Here is a 22,449-nt window from a genome sequence, read left to right on the forward strand (position 1 = left end):
ACAGCATCGGGGCCCCGCACAAGGCAGGGCGCTGAACGCGCGGCAACCTCGTTCGCGCCTCCCGCGATTCAGGTCTGGCGGCAAGGCCTCATCACGTCCTTGTCGATACAAATAGTTACGTTATAACATTTCACTTCTATGTCACGAGTCCTGCCATGCGTCGCCACCTGCTTGCTGCCGCCATCCTGTTCGCCGTCCACACCGCCCACGCTGCGGACGCGCCTACCCTTCCCACCCTCCAGGTACAGGCCTCCCCGCTCTCGCGCATCGACAGCCGGGTCACCGTCGATAATCCACAGGCGCAGAACCGTACCCTCGGAAGCGTGCTCGAACATGTCTCCGGCGTGCAGAACAGCGCCTTCGGGCCGAACGCGGGCGCCCCGGTCATCCGCAGCCTCAGCGGCAACCGCGTGCAGATCCTGCAGGATGGCCAGTCCATCCTCGGCATGAACGCGATCAGCGGCGACATCAACATTCCGTTCGATCCACTGTTCGTGCGCAGCGTCACCGTCAACAAGTCCTCGGACGCCGTGCGCTATGGCGGCAATGCGATCGGCGGCAGCGTGGAGATCGATTCGGGCCTGATCCCGCGCCGCATGGGAGACAAGGAGCAGTCGATGGAACTGATCCTGCGCGAGGGCTTCAATGCCGCCGACGCGCAGGGCTTCCGCATGAACTTCAACAACCAGCGCAACCTCTCGACCAACCTGCAGGTCTCGCGTCAGCGCATCTCGCACTACGACATCCCGGGCAACAGCAAGGCCGCCGTCTGCAACACCCGCCTGTTCCCGCCGACCGGCGGCGTCAACTCGGCGCTGGCCGACAGCTGCCAGAAAGAGGCGCGCGTCCAGCAGATCTACAACAAGGCCTCGCAGCCCTACATCGACCAGTTCATGAGCGAAAATCCGGACTGGGCCGATGGCGACTTTTCGTTCTACACCAACAACCCGACCTCGGTCTGGCAGCGCCGCACCTACATCAATCCGGCCAACCCCGCCTACGTGCCCGGCACACCGTCGTACGTGCAGAAGCAGATCAACAACGATGTCACGCCCGACTACCATCACCGGCTGGGCAACAGCTACGCACGCAACTCGCAGGTGGCCTTCGGGTCGACGCTGTTTTTCGACCGTGGCTACGTGGGTGTCAGCATCGATGCCAAAGACAGCGAGTACGGCGTGCCGGGCTTCTCGATGCAGAATCTGTCGTTCGGTTCCAACGATGCCGATGGCCTGCCGGTGGGCGTGGTGATCAAGCAGGAACGCTACGCGCTGGAAGCCCTGCTGCGCGATCCGCTGCCGTGGTTCGAACGCGCGGAGCTGCGAGTTTCCAGGCTGGACAACACTTCGGGCGAGCAGCTGGGCAGCACCCGGGCCAATGACTACGACTTCGAAAGCAGCCAGGTCGAACTGCTGCTCAGTCACCTGCGGCTCGGACCGCTCAGCGGCCTGCTCGGCTTCAGCCACCAGTCGCGCCAGGTCACCGGCAGCGGTTCACTGCGCTACCTGCCCGACGTCGACACCCGCAGCAACGCGGTGTTCCTGAAAGAGGCACTGGACGTCGGCTGGGCCACCTTCGATGCAGGTGTGCGCCACGAGCGCATCGACCACGAGCTGCAGCCCAGCCGCTTCAGGACCGCACGCAACGCCGCCAATACCAAGCTGCAGGACCGTTCCTACCGGCTCAACAGCTACAGCGTGGGCTCCCGTGTCGAGCTCGGTCCTCTGTTCGCCGCCAAGGTGCGCTACGCATCCTCGCAGCGCGCACCGGAGATCAACGAGCTGTATGCCAGCAGCGCACACTATTCGGTGATGACCCAGGAAGAAGGCAACCAGAACCTCAAGCCGGAGCGCGCGAAGAACCTGGAGCTGACCGGCCTGTTCCACATCGGCGGCTTCGAACTGTCGGCCACTGCTTACCGGATGAAGTACGAGAACTATCTCTACCTCGGCCATTCCGGCCTGCAGACCGCCAACCGTCTGCCGCTCAAGTACTGGAAGCAGACCGACACCACGGTGAAGGGTTTCGAGATCGACGCATCGCAGGCACTTGACCTGGGCCGCTATGGCACGTTGAACATCTCTGCCTTCGCCGATCTGGTGAAGAACAAGGCCGACCACCCCGATCCGCTGCGCGCCCACAACGATGGCGAGTACCTGCCGAACATGCCGACCAACCGCTACGGCGCCAACCTGCAATGGCAGCGCGAAGGCTGGAAGGCGCAGCTGTCGAGCACCTACTACGACACGCAGGAGTACCTCGGCCGCAACGTCAGCGAGGAGATCCCGCTGGATGCGTTCAACCTGGTTGACCTGCAGGTCAGCCGCGAACTGCCGGTGCGCAGCAGCTACATCGCCGGCATGGAAGTGTTCGTCAACGGCAGCAACCTGCTCAATGAGGAAGCGCGTCCACACAACTCGCCACTGAAATACATCGCGCCACTGCCGGGGCGGGGCTTCCAGGTGGGTGTGACGCTAAAGCTCTGAGGAGAGCCTGATTCGGCCACCATCCAGCGATCAATGATCGCTGGATGGCACGCCGGGACCCTGCATCCGTGCAAAGAAAAACGCCTGCAGATCGATGATCTGCAGGCGCTTCTTTGTATCTGGCGGAGTGAGAGGGATTCGAACCCTCGATAGAGCTTTTGACCCTATACTCCCTTAGCAGGGGAGCCCCTTCGGCCACTCGGGCATCACTCCGGGGTTTTCTCCGCGTCTGGTGCGTTGCACCTCAGCGGGGCGTGAATCATAACGTTAATCGAGTGCGAAGGTAAAGCGTTATTCGGCAGAATTTTCGCTACCGGTGCCACCGGCTTCATCACCACGCTGGATGCGCTGATAGATCTCTTCGCGATGCACAGCGACGTCCTTCGGCGCGGTGATGCCGATACGCACCTGGTTACCCTTGACGCCAAGCACGGTGACGCTCACCGAGTCTCCGATCATCAGGGTTTCGCCGACGCGGCGAGTCAGGATCAACATTTTTGTAAGTCTCCATGGAACCGTGTGGAAGGGTATCCCCCACCGGCTTGACGCTCCGTCAAGAAGCGCTACCACGACAAAGGGAAAAGATTCGCAATGGTACCGTCAGCCGTCCCGCTCCTACAAGGAGGGGGACGGCCAGGTTCATCACAGGCGGGGGCTGACCCATTCGACGACTGCAGCCAGCGCAGTGGCAAGGGCGGGCCCGTCCTCGCCACCACCCTGGGCGAGGTCCGGGCGTCCGCCGCCCTTGCCCCCGATCTGACCGGCGATATGGGACAACAGTTCCCCGGCCTTGACCTTGCCCATTGCGCTGCCGTTCACGCCTGCGACCAGGGCGGCCTTGCCGTCCTGGGCGCCGGCCAGCACGATCACCGCGTCGCCCAGCTGCTGCTTGAGGCGGTCCATGGCGTCACGCAAGGCCTTGGCGTCGAAGCCCTCCAGGCGGGCGGCCAGCACCTTCACGCCAGCAACCTCGACGGCCTGGCCGGACAGGTCGGCCGTGGCACCCGCAGCAACCTTGGCCTTCACGCCTTCCAGTTCGCGCTCCAGCTGCTTCTGGCGCTGGCCGAGGGCACGGATCCTCTCGACCACGTCGGCAGCGCTGCCACCGAGCAGCTCAGCGGCCTCGGCCAGGCGGGCCTCTTCGGCGTCCACGTAGTCCAGCGCGCCCTGGCCGGTGACGGCCTCGATGCGGCGCACGCCCGCGGAGACGCCACCCTCGGAGGTGATCTTGAACAGGCCGATGTCGCCGGTACGGTTGACGTGGGTGCCACCGCACAGCTCGGTGGAGTAGTCACCCATCTTCAGCACGCGCACCTGCTCACCGTACTTCTCACCGAACAGGGCCATCGCGCCGAAGTCCAGCGCTTCCTGCATGGCCATGGTGTGCACTTCGGCGGCGTTGTTGGCACGCACCTGCTGGTTGACCTTGCGCTCGATCACCGCCAGCTCTTCCGCGCTGATCGGCTGGAAGTGCGAGAAGTCGAAACGCAGGCGGTCCGGCGCGACCAGCGAGCCCTTCTGCTGCACGTGGGTGCCCAGCACTTCGCGCAGCGCGGCGTGCAGCAGGTGGGTGGCCGAGTGGTTGAGGATGGTGGCACCACGGCGCTCGCCATCGACCTGGCCGGACAGCACATCGCCGACCTTCAGGCCGCCTTCGGACAGGGTGCCGACATGGCCATGGAACTGGCCGGCGAACTTCTGGGTGTCTTCCACCACCAGGCGCACGCCGTTGCCGGTCAGCACGCCGGTGTCGCCGACCTGGCCGCCGGACTCGGCGTAGAACGGGGTCTGGTTGGTGATGACGATGACTGCGTCACCCGCATCGGACGACTGCACCGGACGACCGTCCTTGAGCAGGGCCAGCACGCTCAGGCCGTCGGCCTGCAGGCGGTCATAGCCCAGGAACTGGGTCGGGCTGAGGGTCGCCACCAGCTCGGCTGGCAGGGTCACGCCGCCACCGAACTTGCCGGCGGCGCGCGCGGTCTCGCGCTGCTGCTCCATCGCGGCATCGAAGCCGGCAATGTCGACGGTCAGGTCGCGCTCGCGGGCGATGTCCTGGGTCAGGTCGAGCGGGAAGCCATAGGTGTCATACAGGCGGAAGGCGTCAACGCCCGGGATCACGCCATTGCTGGCCTTGCCGGCCACGTCCTCGAAGATCTTCATGCCGGCATCGAGGGTTTCGGCGAAACGCTCTTCCTCGGCCTGCAGCGCACGGGTGACAATGTCCACCGCAGCCGGCAGTTCCGGATAGGCCTCGCCCATCTGCTCGACCAGCGTCGGCACGAGCTTGCTGAAGAACGGCTGGCGCACGCCCAGCATCCAGCCGTGGCGCAGGGCGCGGCGGATGATACGGCGCAGCACGTAACCCCGGCCTTCGTTGGACGGCAGCACGCCGTCGACGATCAGGAACGAGCAGGCGCGGATGTGGTCGGCAATCACGCGCAGCGACTTGTTCTCCAGGTCGGCGGTGCCGGTCAGCTCGGAGGCCTTGCGGATCAGCGCCTGGAACAGGTCGATCTCATAGTTGGTGTGCACGTGCTGCAGGATCGCCGCCAGGCGCTCCAGGCCCATGCCGGTATCCACGCACGGCGCCGGCAGTGGCACCAGGGTGCCGTCGGGCTGGCGGTCGAACTGCATGAACACCAGGTTCCAGATTTCGATGAAGCGGTCGCCGTCTTCATCCGGGGAACCCGGGGGGCCACCGGCGATATGGTCACCGTGGTCGTAGAAGATCTCGGTGCACGGGCCGCACGGGCCGGTGTCGGCCATCTGCCAGAAGTTGTCCGAGGCAAACGGTGCGCCCTTGTTGTCGCCGATGCGCACGATGCGCTCTTCCGGTACGCCGACCATGTCGCGCCACAGCTCGTAGGCTTCGTCATCGGTCTGGTAGACGGTGACCAACAGGCGTTCAGCCGGCAGCTTCCAGACCTGGGTCAGCAGTTCCCAGGCCCAGGCGATCGCGTCCTTCTTGAAGTAGTCGCCGAACGACCAGTTGCCCAGCATTTCGAAGAAGGTGTGGTGGCGTGCGGTGTAGCCGACCTGGTCGAGATCGTTGTGCTTGCCGCCCGCGCGCAGGCAGCGCTGCACGTCGGCCGCGCGCACGTAGCTACGCTTCTCCGCGCCAAGGAACACGTCCTTGAACTGCACCATGCCGGAGTTGGTGAACAGCAGGGTCGGATCATTGCCCGGCACCAGCGGCGCCGAGGGCACGATGGTGTGGCCTTTGCCCTTGAAGAATTCAAGGAAGTCGCTGCGGATCTGGGATGTCGTGAATTTGGCGGATGCGTTCATTGGGGGCTGGCAGTCTGCGGGCCGGCGGACCCGGACCACCGGCCGTGTTGGCCAGGGTCGCGAGGGAGCGCCGAAAACCTAAAGGGTATCAGGCCCGGCGCCGCCAGTCTCAGTCATCCGGGTCGTAGCGGGTCGCACGGCGGATGCTGTCGCCGTCGAAGCCCCGTCGGGCCAGCAGATCGGCGGCCTTGCGCCGCTGCGTCAGGTCCTGCGGACCGGCCTCGCCAAAGCGCCGGCGGACCAGATCACGGGCATTTTCCTGCCAGTCGCCATCGTAACTGTCCATCGCCGCGGCAATCGCGGCACTGTCCAGGCCATGGGTGCCCAGCTCGGCGCGGACATGGATCGGGCCATAACCCGTACTGGCGCGCATCCGCACCAGGTTCTCGGCAAAACGGGTGTCGTCCTGCCAGCCCGCTTCGGTCAGCTTGGCGACAGCGGCCTGCGCGGCTTCGTCTTCGATGCCACGGGCGGTCAGCTTGCGGGTGAGTTCCTTGCGCGAGTGCTCGCGGCGGACCAGCAGGCCCAGCGCCCGTTGTACGGGAGTCTGCTCACGCAGCCGGCGCTTGCGGCCGGTAGGAATGTCTTCGGCGTCGGACATCGATGCTCCAAGGGTGGCGCCGTCCTTGGCGCCCTGCCCATCCCTGGGCGATTCGAACCTGCGGGACAGGGCGACGTCACTGACGGCGCCGCCCTGCCCCACAGCAAGCCTTACTCGTCGTCGCCTTCGTCGTCGCCTTCCTCGCGGGCCGCTTCGGCCGGCTGGAATTTCTCACGCAGCTCGGCCTCGAGCTTGGCGGCGACGGTCGGGTTGTCGCGCAGGTAGCTGCGGGCATTGTCCTTGCCCTGGCCAATGCGCTCTTCACCGTAGCTGTACCAGGCGCCGGCCTTCTCGACCAGCTTGGCATCCACGCCCATGTCGATCAGTTCGCCCTCGCGGCTGATGCCTTCGCCGTACAGGATCTCGGTGATGACCTGCTTGAACGGAGGCGCCAGCTTGTTCTTGACGACCTTGATCTTGGTCTGGTTGCCGATGATCTCATCGCCCTTCTTGATCGCACCGATACGGCGGATGTCCAGGCGGACCGAGGCGTAGAACTTCAGCGCGTTGCCGCCGGTGGTGGTTTCCGGGCTCTGGCCCGGCATCATCACGCCGATCTTCATGCGCAGCTGGTTGATGAAGATCACCAGGGTGTTCGAACGCTTGATGTTGCCGGTCAGCTTGCGCAGCGCCTGGCTCATCAGGCGGGCCTGCAGACCCGGCAGCTGGTCACCCATTTCGCCTTCGATTTCGGCCTTCGGGGTCAGCGCGGCGACCGAGTCGACCACCAGGATGTCAACCGAGCCCGAACGGACCAGCATGTCGGCGATTTCCAGCGCCTGCTCACCGGTGTCCGGCTGCGACAACAGCAGGTCGTCCACGTTCACGCCCAGCTTCGCGGCGTAGATCGGGTCAAGCGCGTGCTCGGCATCGATGAAGGCCGCGGTACCGCCCATCTTCTGGCATTCGGCGATGGCCTGCAGAGTCAGGGTGGTCTTGCCCGAGGATTCCGGCCCGTAGATCTCAACGACACGGCCCTTCGGCAGACCGCCAATGCCCAGTGCGATGTCGAGCATCAGCGAACCGGTCGGGATGGCTTCGACGGGCTCGACCACGCGGTCGCCCATGCGCATCACCGAGCCCTTGCCGAACTGCTTCTCGATCTGGCCCAGAGCAGCAGCCAAGGCGCGCTTCTTGTTCTCGTCCATCGTATTGGTCCTTGCAGAGGTCATGTCGTTGGGGGTGCTGTCTTTGGGGGTCTTCTTTGCCATGGGTTCACTTTAAGTCGGACGTATCGCACAGGCTGAGATTCTGCCCGGCGCTCTGAAAAGAATTATCGGACATCCGTACCAACCTCAGTGGAACCAGAGAATCGCCACAAAAGACCGCGGGGTAATGCACCATGGAGCGGGTCAACGATTGGGCCGAAGCAGGCCGCAATAGAGGCCTTCGATCGCAAAATCCTGGTCCGGCAGCACCTCGATCGGCTTGTAATCAGGATTGCGCGGCAGCAGGCGGATGCGGTCCTTGGCGATCTTCAGCAGCTTGACGGTGATCTCGTCATCGATGCGGGCCACCACGATCTGCCCGGAACGGGCGTCGCGGGTGCGGTGCACGCCGATCAGGTCACCGTCGAAGATGCCCTCATCGATCATCGAGTCGCCCTGCACTTTCAGCAGGTAGTCCGGCGCCGGCGAGAAGAACACCCGGTCCAGCACCACGAAATCGTCGGAGCCGATGTCGGCACCGATCGGCAAGCCGGCAGCGACCCGGCCCAGCACCGGCAAGCGCAGCACGCTGTCCGGAAGGCCCGGCTCGGCCAGCTTTTCGACCGGCGGTGCCTGCACCAGGCGGATGCCGCGAGCCTGGCCCGGGATGCGACGGATCGCACCGGCCTGCTCCAGGGCTTCCAGGTGGTACTGGGCCGCACGCACCCCCTTGAAGCCGAACGCGCGTGCGATTTCAGTCTGCGACGGCGGTGCGCCTTCGCTCTCGATGCGCTCGGCGATCAACTGCAGGATCGCCTGCTGGGTGTCGGTCAGGTCCATGGTTAGTAGTATTACTACTAACGCACACAACTGCAAGTGCCGGGTACGACAAACAGGTGATGGGATCTGTAGTGCCGAGCCATGCTCGGCAGTTGGGCCAATGGCCGGGCGGCAAAGGCAAAAGCAAGAGCAGCCGACCAGCGGTCGGCCCTACAGGGATCGCGCAGCGATTCCACGGTTCCGATGGGGAACCGCTGCGGCAAGCACACTATGTGTGCTTGCCGCTCCTCCATATGGAGAACAGGATCCACACGCCGCAGAAGCCGGCGCCGATGAAACCGCACACGCCCAGTGCCAGCAGCCAGCGACTGGAGACCCCGCCAACGCTGTGCATCACGATCGAGGACCCGATGATCAGCGCGGCGGTGACGATACCCATCACCAGCCGGTTCGCTGCCCGATTCACCTGTTCGCCAAAGCCCTGCAGCGCAGTGGTTTCCACCTTCAGCTGGAGGCGGCCGCGGCGTGCCGCCTGGACCAGCTTGCGCAGGTCGCGCGGCAGTTCCCCGGCGAAGTCGACCAGGCCCAGCAGGCTGCGTCGGCCACGCTTGAGCAGCGCCTTGGGCGCATAGCGCTGCAGCGCCACCCGTTCCAGGAACGGGCGCGCGGCACTGGCCATGTCGAAATCCGGGTCCAGCTGGCGCCCCATGCCTTCCAGGGTCAGGAAGGCCTTGATCATCAGCGCCAGATCGGCCGGCAGGGTCAGGCTGTAGCTGCGCAGCAGCTGGGTGATATCGCCCAGCATCAGGCCGATGCGCAGGTCCTTCAGCGGCACGCCGCGATACTGGTCGACGAACTGGCTGATGTCGTGCTGCAGGCGGTTCTCGTCCACTTCCACGCCGCCGGCCCAGTCCAGCAGCACATCGGCCACGCTCTGCGGGTCCTGCTCGACCAGCCCGTGCAGCAGCTGCGCGACCTGGAAGCGGCGCACTTCGGACAACGCGCCGACCATGCCGAAGTCAATCACGCCGATGCGGCCGTCACGCAGGTAGAAGATGTTGCCGGGGTGCGGGTCGGCGTGGAAGCAGCCGTCCTCCAGCACCATCTTGAGCACGATGCCGGCACCGCGCCGAGCCAGTTCGCGCCGGTCCAGGCCCGCCGCATCGACGCCGGCCAGGTCACGCCCGGGAATGCCGTCGACGAAGTCCTGCACATTCAGGCTTTCACAGGTCCACTGCCAGTGCACGCCGGGGATCAGGATGTCGTCACGACCGTTGAAGTTGCGTGCGATGCGTTCGGCGTTGCGGCATTCGGCGGCGAAATCCAGCTCGCGTCGCAGCGACACGGTGAACTGCTGCACGACCTCGGCCGGACGATAGCGGCGCAGGTCCGGCAGCCGCGCCTCGACGATTTCGGCCAGGCGCGCCAGCAACCGCAGGTCGGCCTCGACCACGTCGCGGATACCCGGGCGCCGTACCTTCAGCACCACCTCGCGGCCGTCATGCAGGCGCGCGCGATGGGCCTGCGCCAGCGAGGCGGCGGCCATCGGGATTTCATCGAGGAAGGCGAACACGTCTGCAGGCGAGGCGCCCAGGTCGGCCTCCAGCTGCTCACGGATATCGGCATACGGCAGCGCGGGTACCGCGTTCTGCAGCTCGGACAGTTCAGCGATCCATTCCGGCGGCAGCAGGTCGACGCGCGTCGCCAGCACCTGACCGAGCTTGACGAAGGTCGGGCCGAGATCCTGCATCGCGCTGCGTACGCGCACCGGCGCGGTCATCCGCAGCAGTTCCTGGCGATCCTCGTTCCAGTGCAGCAGGCGCCCAGCGCGCTCCAGCGTGGTGGCCAGGCCGATGCGCCGCACCACGTCACCGAAACCATAGCGGATCAGGACAACCGCAATTTCCTGCAGTCGGCCCAGGTCACGGACCGTGCCCAGCGTTTCCCACATCATGCGTGCTCCGGACGATTACCGGAGCAGCATGTCACAGCTGGGCGTCGATGCCGCGCAATGCCGCCGCCACGGTTTGCCGGCGGATGGCTTCGCGGTCGCCCTCGAACTGGAACAGCTCGGCGCGGGCGTAGCCGCCGCGCCGCTTCCAGCCGATCCAGACGCTGCCGACCGGCTTGCCAGGGCTGCCGCCGCCGGGACCGGCGATGCCGGTCACTGCCACCGCGATGCCGGCCCCCGAGTTGACCAGCGCACCGGAAACCATTTCCAGCACGGTTTCGCGGCTGACTGCGCCAAACTGCTCCAGCGTCTGTGCGCGCACGCCGAGCAGGCGCTGCTTGGCTTCGTAGCTGTAGACCACCATGCCGCAGTCGAAGAATGCCGACGAACCTGCGATGTCGGTCATGCACTTTGCAATCCAGCCACCACTGCAGCTTTCAGCGGTCACCAGCTGCAGCGAGGCCTGCTCGAGGCGCTGCCCAAGCGCGGCGGACTGGGTATTGAGTTCAGCGTCGGTGGGGATGGACATCGGCATGACGGTGGGGTGAAGAACCTGCACGTTGTACCGCAGATGACAGGCAGATGTCGCGCCCATCCGGGACGGTTGCGCTGCCGGCCGGCGGCCGGCACTCGCCGGCCCTGCCAGGTGCTACCTCACCACTCCGGCAGTTTCTCCGGCAGCAGCGCCCGGATCGGTGCGCCGTCGGCACTGGCGGCCAGCTTCTCGGCTTCGGCAATCGGCAAGTCGACATGCAGCAGCCAGCCTTCCTCATCAGCCTGCTCGCTGCGGATCACTTCCAGCTGGTGCAGGCGCGCGCGCAGGCGGCCGGCATCCGGCGGCAGGCGCAGTTCGCCGGTGACATGCTGCAGGCCCAGGCGCTTGCCCAGCACCGCCTGCAGCAGCTCCAGCCCCCGCCCGTCACGCGCGGAAATCCACACCCGCTCACGACGCGACTCATCCGGGATACCGTCCTGGCCATCGTGGCGCACGTCGGCACCGTCGATGCGGTCGATCTTGTTGAACACCAGCAATTGCGGCAGGTCACCGGCACCGACTGCGGTCAGCACCTCGTCGACCTGGGCGATGCGCTCCTCGCGGTGCGGATCGGCAGCGTCGACCACATGCAGCAGGAAGTCGGCCTCGCGCGCCTCGGACAGGGTCGAGCGGAACGCCGCGACCAGATCATGCGGCAGATCGCGGACGAAACCGACGGTATCGGCCAGCACCACGTTGCCCCCCGGCACCGCGATGCGGCGCACGGTCGGATCCAGCGTTGCGAACAGCTGGTCGGCGGCATAGGCCTCAGCGCCGGTCATGGCGTTGAACAGGGTCGACTTGCCGGCGTTGGTGTAGCCCACCAGGGCCACGCGCGGCAGCTCGCTGCGCACACGCGCACGGCGCATCTGGGTGCGCTGCACTTCGACCTTTTCCAGGCGCTTCTGCAGCTGCTCCACCCGCTTCTGCAGCAGACGGCGGTCAGTTTCCAGCTGGGTTTCACCCGGTCCGCGCAGGCCGATCGAACCGCCGCGTTGGCGCTCCAGATGGGTCCAGCCGCGCACCAGCCGCGTAGCTAGGTGGCGCAGCTGTGCCAGTTCGACCTGCAGCTTGCCTTCGTGGCTGTGCGCACGCTGGGCGAAGATGTCCAGGATCAGGCCGGTGCGGTCGATCACCCGGCGCTCGAGGAAACGTTCCAGGTTGCGTTCCTGGCCCGGGCTCAATGCATGATTGACCAAGATCAGGTCGGCCCCGCTGGCGTCGGCCGCAGCCTTGATCTCGTCCAGCTTGCCGCTGCCGATCAGGGTCGACGGATTCGGACGGTCCAGGCGCGCAGTGATCGTCGCGGCGATGCTGGCCCCGGCCGAGCGGGCCAGATCACCGAATTCTTCGAGCACATCGTCTTCCAGTTTGCCGAAATGGGGCTGGATCAACAGGGCGTGTTCACCCTTTTTCGAGCGGTCAAACATTCACCGCTCCGGTATTACTCGTCTGCTTCATCACCTGCCTGACCGCCTTCACCCGACTGCACGTAACCACCGCCCGGACCGACCTTCACGTTGCGTGCCGGAACGACGGTGGAAATGGCGTGCTTGTAGACCATCTGACTGACCGTGTTGCGCAGCAGGACCACGAACTGGTCGAACGACTCGATCGTGCCCTGCAGCTTGATGCCGTTCACCAGGTACACCGAAACCGGCACGCGTTCGCGCCGCAGTGCGTTCAAGAAAGGATCCTGCAGCGATTGCCCCTTGGACATTGCACACTCCTGATTATTGTTCTTATTGGGTTGCCGACGGTTGCCGCGGCCCCCGAGCCGCCCGCCGACCGATGATGTTACACGGCTGGCGGGGATTCAGCGTGCGACGAAGGTCGACACCGCGCTGGCCAGGCGCTCCCCATCAACATGGGGGTCGAACCAGCGCGCATCAAGCTCGCCGCGCAGCCAGGTCAGCTGGCGCTTGGCCAGTTGCCGGGTGGCGAAGATCGCCTTGTCACGGAAACGGGCGGCATCACCCTCCCCGTCCAGGTACTCCCAGGCCTGCCGATAGCCGACCGCACGCACTGCCGGCAGGTCCAGGGGCGCCTCCACGGCTGCCATTTCCGGCATCGCGCGCAATGCCCGCACCTCGTCGAGGAACCCCTGCCCCAGCATGGCGTCGAAGCGCGCCTCGATGCGCTGGTGCAGAACCGCACGGTCGCGTGGAGCGAGGATCAGCTTGAGGGTGCGCACCGGCAATGGCGCTTCGCCCGGCCGGCGCTGCCATTCAGTAATGGGGATACCGGTCAGGCGATAGACCTCCAGCGCCCGCTGGATGCGTTGCGGATCGGTCGCATGGATGCGTGCGGCGGCGGCCGGGTCGACCTTGGCCAGCTCGGCGTGCAGTGCCGCCCAGCCACGCTCGGCCGCCTCGGCGCTGAGCGCTTCGCGCATTGCCGGGTCGGCCTCCGGCATCGGCGACAGGCCCTGCAGCAGCGCCCGGAAGTACAGGCCAGTGCCACCGGCCAGGATCGGCGTCCTGCCACGCGCCGCGATGTCGGCCACGACCCGCCCGGCATCGGCGGCGAACTCGGCCGCCGAGTAGGTCTGCCAGGGGTCACGCAGGTCCAGCAGATGGTGCGGCGCCTGCGCGCGCTCCGTCGCATCGGGCTTGGCCGAACCGATGTCCAGGTGGCGGTACACCAGTGCCGAGTCGACGCTGACGATTTCCCCATCCAGCTGCCGTGCCAGGGCGATCGCAGTGGCGGTCTTGCCACTGGCGGTCGGCCCCATCACGGCGATCGCCAGTGGCCGCCGATCGATACCCATCAGTCTTCGTCCGGCCAGCGGATCGTCGGCGCAGCGTCGGCGCGCGGCGTCGGTACGGCTTGCACCGCCTGCCAGATCTTCAGCGCATCAACTGTGGCCGCCACGTCATGCACGCGTACGATGCGCGCGCCACGCTGGACCGCGATCAGGTGCGCGGCCACCGAGGCCGCTACCCGCTCGGACGGCGTATCGCGACCTGTCAGTTCACCGAGACTGCGCTTGCGCGACAGGCCGGCCAGCATCGGCACGCCCAGTTCCAGAAAGCGCTCCGAACGCGCCAGCAGGGTCACGTTGTGGCCGGTGGTCTTGCCGAAGCCGAAACCGAGGTCGATCAGCAGGTTCTTCCTCGCGATGCCTGCCATCTCGGCAGCGAACAGGCGCTGCACCAGGAAGCCGTGCACCTCGCCGACCACATCGTCGTAGTGCGGATCGGCCTGCATGTGGCCCGGTTCGCCCTGCATGTGCATCAGCACCACCGGCACGCCGGTTTCCGCAGCGGCCTCGAGCGCACCCTCCTGGCGCAGGCCGAAGATGTCGTTGATCATGCCGGCGCCAGCGGCCACGGCCGCGCGCATCACTTCCGGCTTGAAGGTGTCGATGCTGATCGGCACGTGGGTCCGGGCCGCCAGCTGCTCGATCACCGGAATCACCCGGCCCAGCTCCTCCTCGACCGATACCGGCGTGGCGCCCGGGCGGGTCGATTCGCCGCCGATATCGAGAAGGTCCGCGCCCTCCTCGACCAGCTTCAGGCCATGAGCGATTGCGGCCTCGGTGGTGTCGTGCGCGCCGCCATCGGAAAACGAGTCCGGGGTGACGTTGACGATGCCCATGACCTGGGCACGGTCGAGGCGCAGGATGCGGCCGGCGCAATCGAGCTGGGGCGAGGTATCGAACATCGGTAATCCTGCTGGAACAACGGCGGGTAGTTTAGTTCGGCAGGGCGGCGCCCTGCACCCGCCGAGGCAACGGCCACAGCAAAAGCCCAAGCAACAGCAGAAGCTGGTTTCCTGAGGGTAGGCGGGGTGGGTCCGGCTGCGGGAGACGCCGTGAACCCGTCCATGGGGGCTTGGCCGCGGCATCCATGCCGCGGACACTCCCGCAACCGGACCCACCCCGCCTTCGACAGTCTTCCGCGATCTTCAGTAGATCCACGCCATGCGTGGATGCTCTTCGTTCAATTCTCGAGAAATTCGAATTCGATGGAGATTGATCAACGCATGGCGTGGATCTACCGTGTCGACCAAGGTCGACACCCACCAACAGCAGCAGAAATCTGTCAGAGGTGGGGCGGTGTCGGAGGGCGGGGTGTCAGCCGCATGGATGCGGCTGCCAAGCCCCCATGGACGGGTTCACGGCGTCCCCGCCCTCCGACACCGCCCCGCCAAACCACGGAATGTTGCTGTTGCTGTTGCTGTTGCTGCTGAGGTTGCCGGCCAGCGGCCGGCACTACCACGGGTGCAGGGCGCAGCCCTGCCGACACCCTCAACGGCGGCGACGCTTGCGGTCCACGTACAGGGTCCTGGCGATGCTCAGCACGATGCCGACCGCGATACCCACCACGCAGCCCAACAGCAGATTGTCGGCTCCGAGGCCCACACCCACGCCGACCACGGTGGCGATGACCATTTCGGCGGTGTGGGAAATCGGTTCGGGCTTCGGGGCAGACATGCGGGCTCCAGCGTCAGTTCGGTTCTTCGGAATGGGCCGGTAGCCCGGAAACGACGAAGCCGGGTTGCCCCGGCCTCGCCTGGTGTCACGCGCAGCGGCCGTCAGTGCGATTCGGCCGGGCCCGCGATCGGCGGCAGCGGGCGGGCGTCGCCGCCCTTGTCGTTGCCACCATCCTTGTTCGACTTGCTCCAGCCAGCCGGCGGCGGCGGATCGCGGCCTTCCATGATGGCGTCGATCTGCGGCGCGTCGATCGTCTCGTACTGCAGCAGCAGCTGGGACATCGCGTGCAACTTGTCCAGGTTGGCCGTCATCAGCTCGGTAGTGCGCGCGTAGGCTTCGTCGAGGATCTTGCGCACCTCCTCATCGATGCGACGCGCGGTGTCGTTGGACACGCTCTTGTGCTGGGTGACCGAACGGCCCAGGAACACCTCGTCATCCTCTTCGCCATAGGCGATCGGGCCGAGCTGGTCGGACAGGCCCCACTTGGTGACCATGTTGCGGGCCATCTTGGTGGCGCGTTCGATGTCGTTGGAAGCGCCCGTGGTGACCTTGTCGGCACCGAAGATCAGCTCCTCGGCCACACGACCACCGTACAGCGAGCACAGCTGCGACTTGATCGCCACGCGGTTCATCGAATACTTGTCGCCCTCCGGCAGGTACATGGTCACGCCCAGCGCACGGCCGCGCGGGATGATCGTGACCTTGTAGACCGGGTCGTGCTCGGGCACCAGGCGGCCGACAATGGCGTGGCCGGCTTCGTGGTAGGCGGTCAGGGTCTTCTCTTCTTCGCTCATGGCCATCGAGCGGCGCTCGGCACCCATCAGGATCTTGTCGCGGGCACGGTCGAAGTGGTCCATGCGGACTTCCTTCTCGTTGCCACGCGCGGCGAACAGGGCCGCCTCGTTGCACAGGTTGGCCAGATCAGCACCGGAGAAGCCCGGGGTACCCCGCGCGATCACCATCGGCTCGACATCGTCGGCGAGCGGCAGCTTGCGCATGTGGACCTTCAGGATGTGCTCGCGACCCTTCACGTCCGGCAGGCCAACCACGACCTGGCGGTCGAAGCGACCCGGGCGCAGCAGCGCCGGGTCCAGCACGTCCGGACGGTTGGTGGCGGCGATCACGATCACGCCTTCACCGCCCTCGAAACCGTCCATTTCGACCAGCAGCTGGTTCAGGGTCTGCTCGCGCTCGTCATGGCCACCGCCCAGGCCGGCGCCACGGTGGCGACCGACGGCGTCGATTTCGTCGATGAAGATGATGCACGGGGCATGCTTCTTGGCCTGCTCGAACATGTCGCGCACGCGGCTGGCGCCGACGCCGACGAACATTTCCACGAAGTCCGAACCGGAGATCGAGAAGAACGGCACCTTGGCTTCGCCGGCGATGGCCTTGGCCAGCAGCGTCTTGCCGGTACCCGGCGGGCCCACCATCAGCACGCCGCGCGGAATCTTGCCACCCAGCTTGGTGAACTTGGACGGGTCGCGCAGGAAGTCGACCAGCTCGCCCACTTCTTCCTTGGCCTCGTCGCAGCCGGCGACGTCGGCGAAGGTGACCTTGATCTGGTCCTCGCCCTGCAGCTTGGCGCGCGACTTGCCGAAGGACATCGCGCCCTTGGCACCGCCGCCACCGCCTTGCATCTGGCGCATGATGAACAACCAGAAGCCGATGATCAGGATGACCGGCAGGAAATTCATCAGGATCGCGCCGAGGGAGATGCCGCTGGACGGCTCCTCCTGCACGATCTCCACGTTCTTGGTGCGCAGCACGTTGATCAGGTCGCGATCGAACGGTGCGGTGATGGTGGATGTCTGCCCGCCGCGGGTGGTGTAGGTCAGCTGGCTGGTGCCGCCGCGCATGTCGCCGCCAAAGGCGACCTTCTGCACGTTGCCGCTGTCCACCTGGTCCAGGAACTGCGAGTACGACGCACCCTGCGCGCCGGCTCCGGAGGACTTCGGCGAGAAGCTCTGGAAGACCACCATCAGCACGACGGCGACGACCACCCATAGCAGGAGGTTCTTGGTCAAGTCGTTCATCCTCATTGGCTCCGGTGTTCCTCTCAGTGCTGGCGTTGCGTGGGGGTCGAACTTGCGTACATTGCGAGCTTACTTCATGTGGGCGCGTTTTCCCTGACCCAAGGCGTACACCTCGGGAGAGCGCTTGCGCGAGGCTTCCGGCTTGCGGATGGAGACCTTGTCGTACCGGCGGCGCATGTCGCGCACGTAGTCGTCAAAGCCCTCGCCCTGGAACAGCTTGATCAGGAATGCCCCACCGGTCTTCAGGTGGTTGTCGGCAAAATCCAGGGCCAGCTCCGCCAGGTGCATCATCCGCGGCTGGTCGACCGCGCCCACACCACTCTTATTGGGGGCCATGTCCGACAGCACAAGGTCTACCGGCTGATCCCCGAGCATGGCTTCAAACTGCGATAGGACCGCTTCTTCCCTGAAGTCACCATGAAGGAACTCCACGCCGGCCAGCGGCGGCATGTCCAGGATGTCCAGGGCCAGCACGCGGCCGGTGTCGCCGATCTGTCTCCTAACCTGCTGAGACCAGCCACCCGGCGCCGCGCCGAGGTCGACCACCACCATGTGCGGCTTCAGCAGCCGGTCACGTTCAAGCAGCTCTTCGAGCTTGTAGGCGGCGCGCGAGCGCATGCCTTCGGCCTGCGCCTTCTTCACGAAGGGGTCGGAGAAGTGTTCCTTGAGCCAGCGCTGGCTGCTTTTGCTGCGGGTAGCCATTGAAAATAGGGGCTGATGGGGTCCTCATGATACCCTGATCGCCCCATTCAACCGTGTTTTCCTGCATGTCCATCGCCCTGACCGCTTCCCAGACCCGTTTCCTGCGCGGCCAAGCCCACGACCTGAAGGCCCTGCTGCAGACCGGCGGCAAGGGTGTGACCCCGGCCTTCATCGCTGAGCTGAACGAAGTGCTGGAGCGCCACGAGCTGGTCAAGGTGAAGGTCGCTGCCGAGGATCGCGACGCCCGTGACGTGATGATCGGCGAGATCGTCGAAGCCACCGAGAGCGCTCTGGTGCAGCGCATCGGCCACGTCGCCGTGCTGTACCGCCCGAGCAGGGAACAGCGCCAGATCGTGCTGCCGCGCGGCTGATCGCCCTACCCTCATGCAGCTGAACCACGAACCGCCCGACTACGCCTACAGCCTGCGCGCCGCCGATGGCCGCTCGGCCAAGGTCAATGACCAGGTGCTGGACGGGAGCTTCTTCCTGACCCCGGACCAGCTGGTCGCGCATTGGCCGGTGGCGAGCGCCGCTGCGTTGCAGCTGGCGGACCTGGAGCCGATCCTGGCGCTGAACCCGGCGCTGATCGTGCTGGGTACCGGTGACCGCCAGGTGTTCCCATCGGCGGTGGTGATGGCCGCCTGCCTGTCACGCGGCATCGGCCTGGAAGTGATGAACAATCCAGCCGCCGCACGCACCTTCAACATCCTGGCAGGCGAAGGCCGCAAGGTCGCGGCTGCTTTCATTCTGGAAGGCTGAGTTCTCGAGTCACCGGTGCCTCCGGCCCCTAGCGGCCTGAAGGCGCGCAGCGGAATGCCGAGAACTCCTGGAGCCGGCCGATCAGGTGGCCGCCCTGCCCCCAGCGGATATCCATGACCTTCCAGTCCCGGTCCTGCCGCTGCAGCAGGACCCGGTCGGTCCATCGATAGTCGCCCACTGCCATGTCGACGCGGATCCAGGTCGCGTCACCCCTCGATTCGGGCATTCCCACCGCGACCGTGTCCGGTCGGTCCGGCGCCAGCAGATACAGGCTCTGGTCGAGCATGTGCGGCTTCTCGTCGCGCGCGGCCAGCGCGGTGCAGGCCCGCTCGTAAGCATGCTGCGCATCGACCGCCGAGCGCAGGGCATCGCCCAGCAACGGCGGGATGGCTGCTTCATCTGAAGCCGGCGCCTGGACTACGGCGTAAAGACGGGTGACCACGTCGCGCGGATCGCTGGCCGCGGTGACCAGCGGCGCGACGATCAGCAAGGCGAGAACGGAAGCAGGACGCAGCATGGGGTACCGGGTCGACTGGGACCGCTCAAGAATGCCGGGTATCCGGTCCGCCGTGAAGGTGAGCCTGCGGCACACAGGATCGCAAACGTCCGCTCCGCAGTCGCTGAGTCGAGCACGGCTCTACAGGTCAGGAACGCCAGGCATGGCCCGGCACTCCCTGTTCCAACCGCGTCAACGTGCCGGCAGGTACTGCTGCGGATCGACCGGCTTGCCGTTGTAGCGAATCTCGAAGTGGACCATGTCGCGGTTCGCACCGGTGCGGCCCATTTCGGCGATCTGCTCGCCAGCCTTCACGCTCTGCCCTTCATTGACCAGGCGCTTGCGGTTGTGACCATAGGCGGACAGCCACTGGTCGCTGTGCTTGATGATGATCAGTTCGCCGTAGCCGACCAGGCCGGCACCGGAGTACACCACCACACCGTTGGCGGTTGCCTTGACCGGCTGGCCGCTGGTGCCGGCGATGTCGACGCCCTGCTTGGTCGCGTCACCGGCCACGTAGCGGCCGACGATCGCGCCATCGGCTGGCCAGCGCCAGGCGATGTTGCTCTTCACCGGCCCGACCGGCGCCGGGGCCGGCGCGGTGCTGCCGCCACTGCTGCCAGCCGAACGCGGCGGGGTGACCACCGTGGTCGGCGCACGGCCGCTGGTGGCCCCCTGCGGATACAGGCGGATCACCTGGCCGGGGTAGATGGTCGACGGGTTGTCCAGACGATTCCAGGCAATCAGGTCGGCCGGGGTGATGTCATGGATGCGGGCCAGCGCATAGATGGTGTCGCCCTTGCGCACCACCACGGTCTGCCCGGGCTTGGGTACCGAGGTCTTCGGCGTGGTCACGCCGCCAGCGTTGCCGCCGCCCGGGCGGACCACGGTGGCGGTACCGCAGGCGGCCAGTGTGGAAACCAGCAACGCCAGCGCGCCGATGCGCACTCCCTTGCTCAGACGATCAGGATTCATGCGAACTTCGACCTCCATACAAGCCAGGCGATCAGCACCACCACCAGCACGGTGGCGATCCAGCCCAGCGGTTCAATCCAGCGACGCAGCGCCGCTTCGGCACGCGCACCACCGATACGGATGACCGCGGCCAGCACGAACACGCGCTTGCCACGACCGATCAACATGCTCAACAGGTACTGCGGCATCGGTACGCCGACGATACCCGATGCCCACGTGAAGACCTTCATCGGGATCGGCATGAAGCCGCCCAGCACCAGGAAGGTGAACACCGCCCACGGCGATTCGGCCATCTTCGCCTGCACGGTGGTGATGCCCTGCTCGATCGCCGGAAGCATGCCCAGCGCCTCGAACACCGGCTTGATCGCCTCGAAAGCGTAATGACCCAGCGCGTAACCAACCAGCGCGCCGACCATCGAGCCCGCCAGGCTGAGGGTGGCGAACCACCAGCCACGCTTGGGCTGGGCCACGCACATCGGTGCCAGCATCACTTCCGGCATCACCGGGAAGATGATCGCTTCAAAGAAACTCAGTACCGTCAGGTAGGTCGGCGCGCGTTCGTGCGCCGCCCACTTCATCGCCCGCTCGTACAGCGGCCCGAAAATCTTCATGCAACCCTGCTCCGTGGATTAGTCGAGCATGCCAGACAGCAGCGGCACGAACGTGACCGGTGCCAGCACGCGTTGTTCGATGCTGCCATCGGGCTTGCGGTCCAGCTGCACCAGCGACTGTCCGCCCGGGCCACCCACCGGCGCCACCAGGCGCCCCCCTTCAGCCAGCTGCCCGACCAGTTCATCGACCAGTGCAGGCGCGGCGGCGGTGACCACGATGGCATCGAACGGACCGTGCTCGGCCCATCCGGCGCGACCGTCGTCATGCTTGGTGCGGATGTTCATGCCCAGTGCGCGGAAGCGCTTGCGTGCCTGCCGCAACAGGTCACCGATACGCTCCACGGTGTAGACCTCCAGGCCCAGCGCGCCCAGGATGGCGGCCTGGTAGCCCGAGCCGGTGCCGACTTCCAGCACGCGCTTCGGCGCGACCTGGAGCACCGCCTCGGTCATCCGGGCGACCACCCAGGGCTGCGAGATGGTCTGGCCATGGCCGATCGGCAGCGCGGTGTCCTCATAGGCACGCGAGGCCAGTGCTTCATCGATGAACAGATGGCGCGGCACAACCCGGATTGCGTTCAAGGTGGACTCGTCGACGATGCCAGCTTCGCGCAGGCGATCGACCAGACGGTCACGCACGCGCTGCGAGGTCATGCCGATGCCGACAGCTTCCGGCTGCAGTCGCAGGCGTGGACTCATGCCGGCCGGTCCAGCGCGGCGCTGAGGCCACCCACCCAGCTGGCCACTTTCTCCAGCGCCTGGTAGCGGGTCAGGTCCACCTGGATCGGGGTGATCGAGATGTGGCCGGTGCGCACCGCGTGGAAGTCGGTGCCCGGGCCGGAGTCCTGCTCGCGCCCGGCCGGGCCGATCCAGTACACCTCGTTGCCGCGCGGATCCTTCTGCGCGATGCAGCCTTCGGCACGATGGCGGTTGCCGAGGCGGGTGACCTCGAAGCCCTTGACCTCGCTCCACGGCAGATCCGGCACGTTGACGTTGAGGATGGTGTCGGCCGGCAGCGGATCGGCCTTGAGCCGGGCCACGATCTCCACTGCGGCGCGCGCGGCGGTGTCGAAGTGCTTCGGATCGTGGTTGCGGGTAACCAGCGAAACCGCCACCGCCGGCAGGCCGAGGAAGCGGCCTTCCATCGCCGCCGAGACGGTGCCGGAATAGATCACGTCGTCGCCGAGGTTGGCGGCGTTGTTGATGCCTGACACGACGATGTCCGGCTCGAATTCAAGCAGGCCGGTCAGCGCCAGGTGCACGCAGTCGGTCGGCGTGCCAGCCACCGAAACGGTGTAATGGTCGATGCGCTTGAGCCGGATCGGCAGGTCCAGGGTCAGCGAGTTGCTGGCACCGGAGCGATCGCGGTCGGGCGCGACCACCGTGACTTCGTGTCCGGCCTCGCGCAGGACCGAAGCAAGCATCCGGATGCCTGCGGCGTCGACACCATCGTCATTACTGACCAGGATTCGCATCTTCGATTTAACCGCTTGATTTTCCAAGAATTCGATTCCGTCACCGTGCAGTGTGGGCGGGACCGTCGTACTCCCCTGCGGAAGCCGTCGACCCTGCAAGGGCATCGTCTATTGTGCCGCATGCGAGCCGCCGGTCCTACCCTGCCGGCGGTCACGGCCGACATCGAA

22 protein-coding genes and 1 tRNA gene are annotated in these 22,449 nt (G+C 66.0%); 3 read left to right on the top strand and 20 right to left on the bottom strand.

The window, feature by feature from the left end; all coding sequences use genetic code 11:
• The first annotated feature begins 155 nt into the window (after window positions 1-155).
• On the top strand, window positions 156-2,486 hold the full coding sequence (locus AC5P7S_RS04835; RefSeq protein WP_095377468.1) for a TonB-dependent receptor domain-containing protein: 2,331 nt from the start codon (window positions 156-158) through the stop codon (window positions 2,484-2,486).
• 120 nt (window positions 2,487-2,606) lie between these two features.
• On the opposite strand, the gene AC5P7S_RS04840 is transcribed toward AC5P7S_RS04835, so the two are convergent.
• From AC5P7S_RS04840 to rlmE, 15 genes are all read right to left on the bottom strand, one after another.
• Window positions 2,607-2,699: transfer RNA gene (locus AC5P7S_RS04840), tRNA-Ser, on the bottom strand.
• A 78-nt stretch (window positions 2,700-2,777) separates the two neighbouring features.
• Window positions 2,778-2,981 (bottom strand): carbon storage regulator CsrA, encoded by a 204-nt coding sequence (gene csrA, locus AC5P7S_RS04845; RefSeq protein ID WP_004152909.1) that lies wholly within the window; start codon window positions 2,979-2,981, stop codon window positions 2,778-2,780.
• A 147-nt stretch (window positions 2,982-3,128) separates the two neighbouring features.
• Window positions 3,129-5,777 carry an alanine--tRNA ligase gene (alaS, locus tag AC5P7S_RS04850; RefSeq protein WP_095377469.1) on the bottom strand — a complete coding sequence of 883 codons (2,649 nt, stop codon included), beginning with the start codon at window positions 5,775-5,777 and terminating at the stop codon, window positions 3,129-3,131.
• Between the two features lie 109 nt (window positions 5,778-5,886).
• Complete coding sequence (gene recX / locus AC5P7S_RS04855; protein ID WP_095377470.1) at window positions 5,887-6,378, bottom strand: recombination regulator RecX; 492 nt, start codon at window positions 6,376-6,378, stop codon at window positions 5,887-5,889.
• Between the two features lie 110 nt (window positions 6,379-6,488).
• A complete protein-coding gene (gene recA / locus AC5P7S_RS04860; protein WP_170944900.1) occupies window positions 6,489-7,526 on the bottom strand; it encodes a recombinase RecA in 1,038 nt (345 codons plus the stop codon).
• Between the two features lie 204 nt (window positions 7,527-7,730).
• Entirely contained in the window at window positions 7,731-8,366 is a 636-nt protein-coding gene (gene lexA, locus AC5P7S_RS04865) for a transcriptional repressor LexA (RefSeq protein ID WP_005416045.1), read from the bottom strand.
• Between the two features lie 208 nt (window positions 8,367-8,574).
• Window positions 8,575-10,257 (bottom strand): 2-polyprenylphenol 6-hydroxylase, encoded by a 1,683-nt coding sequence (gene ubiB / locus AC5P7S_RS04870; RefSeq protein WP_095377486.1) that lies wholly within the window; start codon window positions 10,255-10,257, stop codon window positions 8,575-8,577.
• A 34-nt stretch (window positions 10,258-10,291) separates the two neighbouring features.
• A complete protein-coding gene (locus tag AC5P7S_RS04875) occupies window positions 10,292-10,786 on the bottom strand; it encodes a CinA family protein (protein ID WP_095377487.1) in 495 nt (164 codons plus the stop codon).
• A gap of 125 nt (window positions 10,787-10,911) precedes the next feature.
• Window positions 10,912-12,222, bottom strand: a complete 1,311-nt coding sequence (gene hflX / locus AC5P7S_RS04880; RefSeq protein WP_005416042.1) for a ribosome rescue GTPase HflX — start codon at window positions 12,220-12,222, stop codon at window positions 10,912-10,914.
• Window positions 12,223-12,236: 14 nt separating this feature from the next.
• Window positions 12,237-12,512, bottom strand: a complete 276-nt coding sequence (gene hfq / locus AC5P7S_RS04885) for an RNA chaperone Hfq (RefSeq protein WP_004152891.1) — start codon at window positions 12,510-12,512, stop codon at window positions 12,237-12,239.
• 96 nt (window positions 12,513-12,608) lie between these two features.
• A complete protein-coding gene (gene miaA / locus AC5P7S_RS04890) occupies window positions 12,609-13,562 on the bottom strand; it encodes a tRNA (adenosine(37)-N6)-dimethylallyltransferase MiaA (RefSeq protein ID WP_095377472.1) in 954 nt (317 codons plus the stop codon).
• A complete protein-coding gene (folP, locus tag AC5P7S_RS04895; RefSeq protein WP_095377473.1) occupies window positions 13,562-14,458 on the bottom strand; it encodes a dihydropteroate synthase in 897 nt (298 codons plus the stop codon). The genes miaA and folP overlap by 1 nt, the downstream gene beginning before the upstream one ends.
• A 586-nt stretch (window positions 14,459-15,044) precedes the next feature.
• Complete coding sequence (locus tag AC5P7S_RS04900) at window positions 15,045-15,230, bottom strand: hypothetical protein (RefSeq protein ID WP_005416039.1); 186 nt, start codon at window positions 15,228-15,230, stop codon at window positions 15,045-15,047.
• A 101-nt stretch (window positions 15,231-15,331) separates the two neighbouring features.
• Entirely contained in the window at window positions 15,332-17,266 is a 1,935-nt protein-coding gene (gene ftsH, locus AC5P7S_RS04905) for an ATP-dependent zinc metalloprotease FtsH (protein WP_005416038.1), read from the bottom strand.
• Window positions 17,267-17,335: 69 nt separating this feature from the next.
• The gene (gene rlmE / locus AC5P7S_RS04910) at window positions 17,336-17,968 is read right to left on the bottom strand and encodes a 23S rRNA (uridine(2552)-2'-O)-methyltransferase RlmE (RefSeq protein WP_005409014.1); all 633 of its coding nucleotides are present in this window, start codon (window positions 17,966-17,968) and stop codon (window positions 17,336-17,338) included.
• A 65-nt stretch (window positions 17,969-18,033) separates the two neighbouring features.
• Here rlmE and yhbY point away from each other — a divergent pair, with 65 nt between their 5' ends.
• On the top strand, window positions 18,034-18,339 hold the full coding sequence (gene yhbY, locus AC5P7S_RS04915) for a ribosome assembly RNA-binding protein YhbY (RefSeq protein WP_005416037.1): 306 nt from the start codon (window positions 18,034-18,036) through the stop codon (window positions 18,337-18,339).
• Window positions 18,340-18,352: 13 nt separating this feature from the next.
• Window positions 18,353-18,727: an Mth938-like domain-containing protein gene (locus AC5P7S_RS04920; protein ID WP_005416036.1), complete on the top strand. Its 375-nt coding sequence runs from the start codon at window positions 18,353-18,355 to the stop codon at window positions 18,725-18,727.
• A gap of 28 nt (window positions 18,728-18,755) precedes the next feature.
• Here the strand turns inward: AC5P7S_RS04920 and AC5P7S_RS04925 are convergent, their stop codons facing one another.
• The 5 genes from AC5P7S_RS04925 to surE all read right to left on the bottom strand — a co-directional run bounded on the left by AC5P7S_RS04925 (window position 18,756) and on the right by surE (window position 22,281).
• Window positions 18,756-19,244 carry a hypothetical protein gene (locus AC5P7S_RS04925; protein WP_005416035.1) on the bottom strand — a complete coding sequence of 163 codons (489 nt, stop codon included), beginning with the start codon at window positions 19,242-19,244 and terminating at the stop codon, window positions 18,756-18,758.
• Between the two features lie 171 nt (window positions 19,245-19,415).
• Window positions 19,416-20,198: a peptidoglycan DD-metalloendopeptidase family protein gene (locus AC5P7S_RS04930; protein WP_005416034.1), complete on the bottom strand. Its 783-nt coding sequence runs from the start codon at window positions 20,196-20,198 to the stop codon at window positions 19,416-19,418.
• Window positions 20,195-20,809: a YqaA family protein gene (locus tag AC5P7S_RS04935; protein ID WP_005416033.1), complete on the bottom strand. Its 615-nt coding sequence runs from the start codon at window positions 20,807-20,809 to the stop codon at window positions 20,195-20,197. The genes AC5P7S_RS04930 and AC5P7S_RS04935 overlap by 4 nt, the downstream gene beginning before the upstream one ends.
• Before the next feature lie 18 nt (window positions 20,810-20,827).
• Entirely contained in the window at window positions 20,828-21,505 is a 678-nt protein-coding gene (locus AC5P7S_RS04940) for a protein-L-isoaspartate(D-aspartate) O-methyltransferase (protein WP_005416032.1), read from the bottom strand.
• Window positions 21,502-22,281 (bottom strand): 5'/3'-nucleotidase SurE, encoded by a 780-nt coding sequence (gene surE / locus AC5P7S_RS04945; RefSeq protein WP_005416031.1) that lies wholly within the window; start codon window positions 22,279-22,281, stop codon window positions 21,502-21,504. Before surE ends, AC5P7S_RS04940 begins: the two co-directional genes overlap by 4 nt.
• Between the last annotated feature and the right edge of the window lie 168 nt (window positions 22,282-22,449).

The organism is Stenotrophomonas sp. YJH_SMC_32 (genome assembly GCF_059369975.1).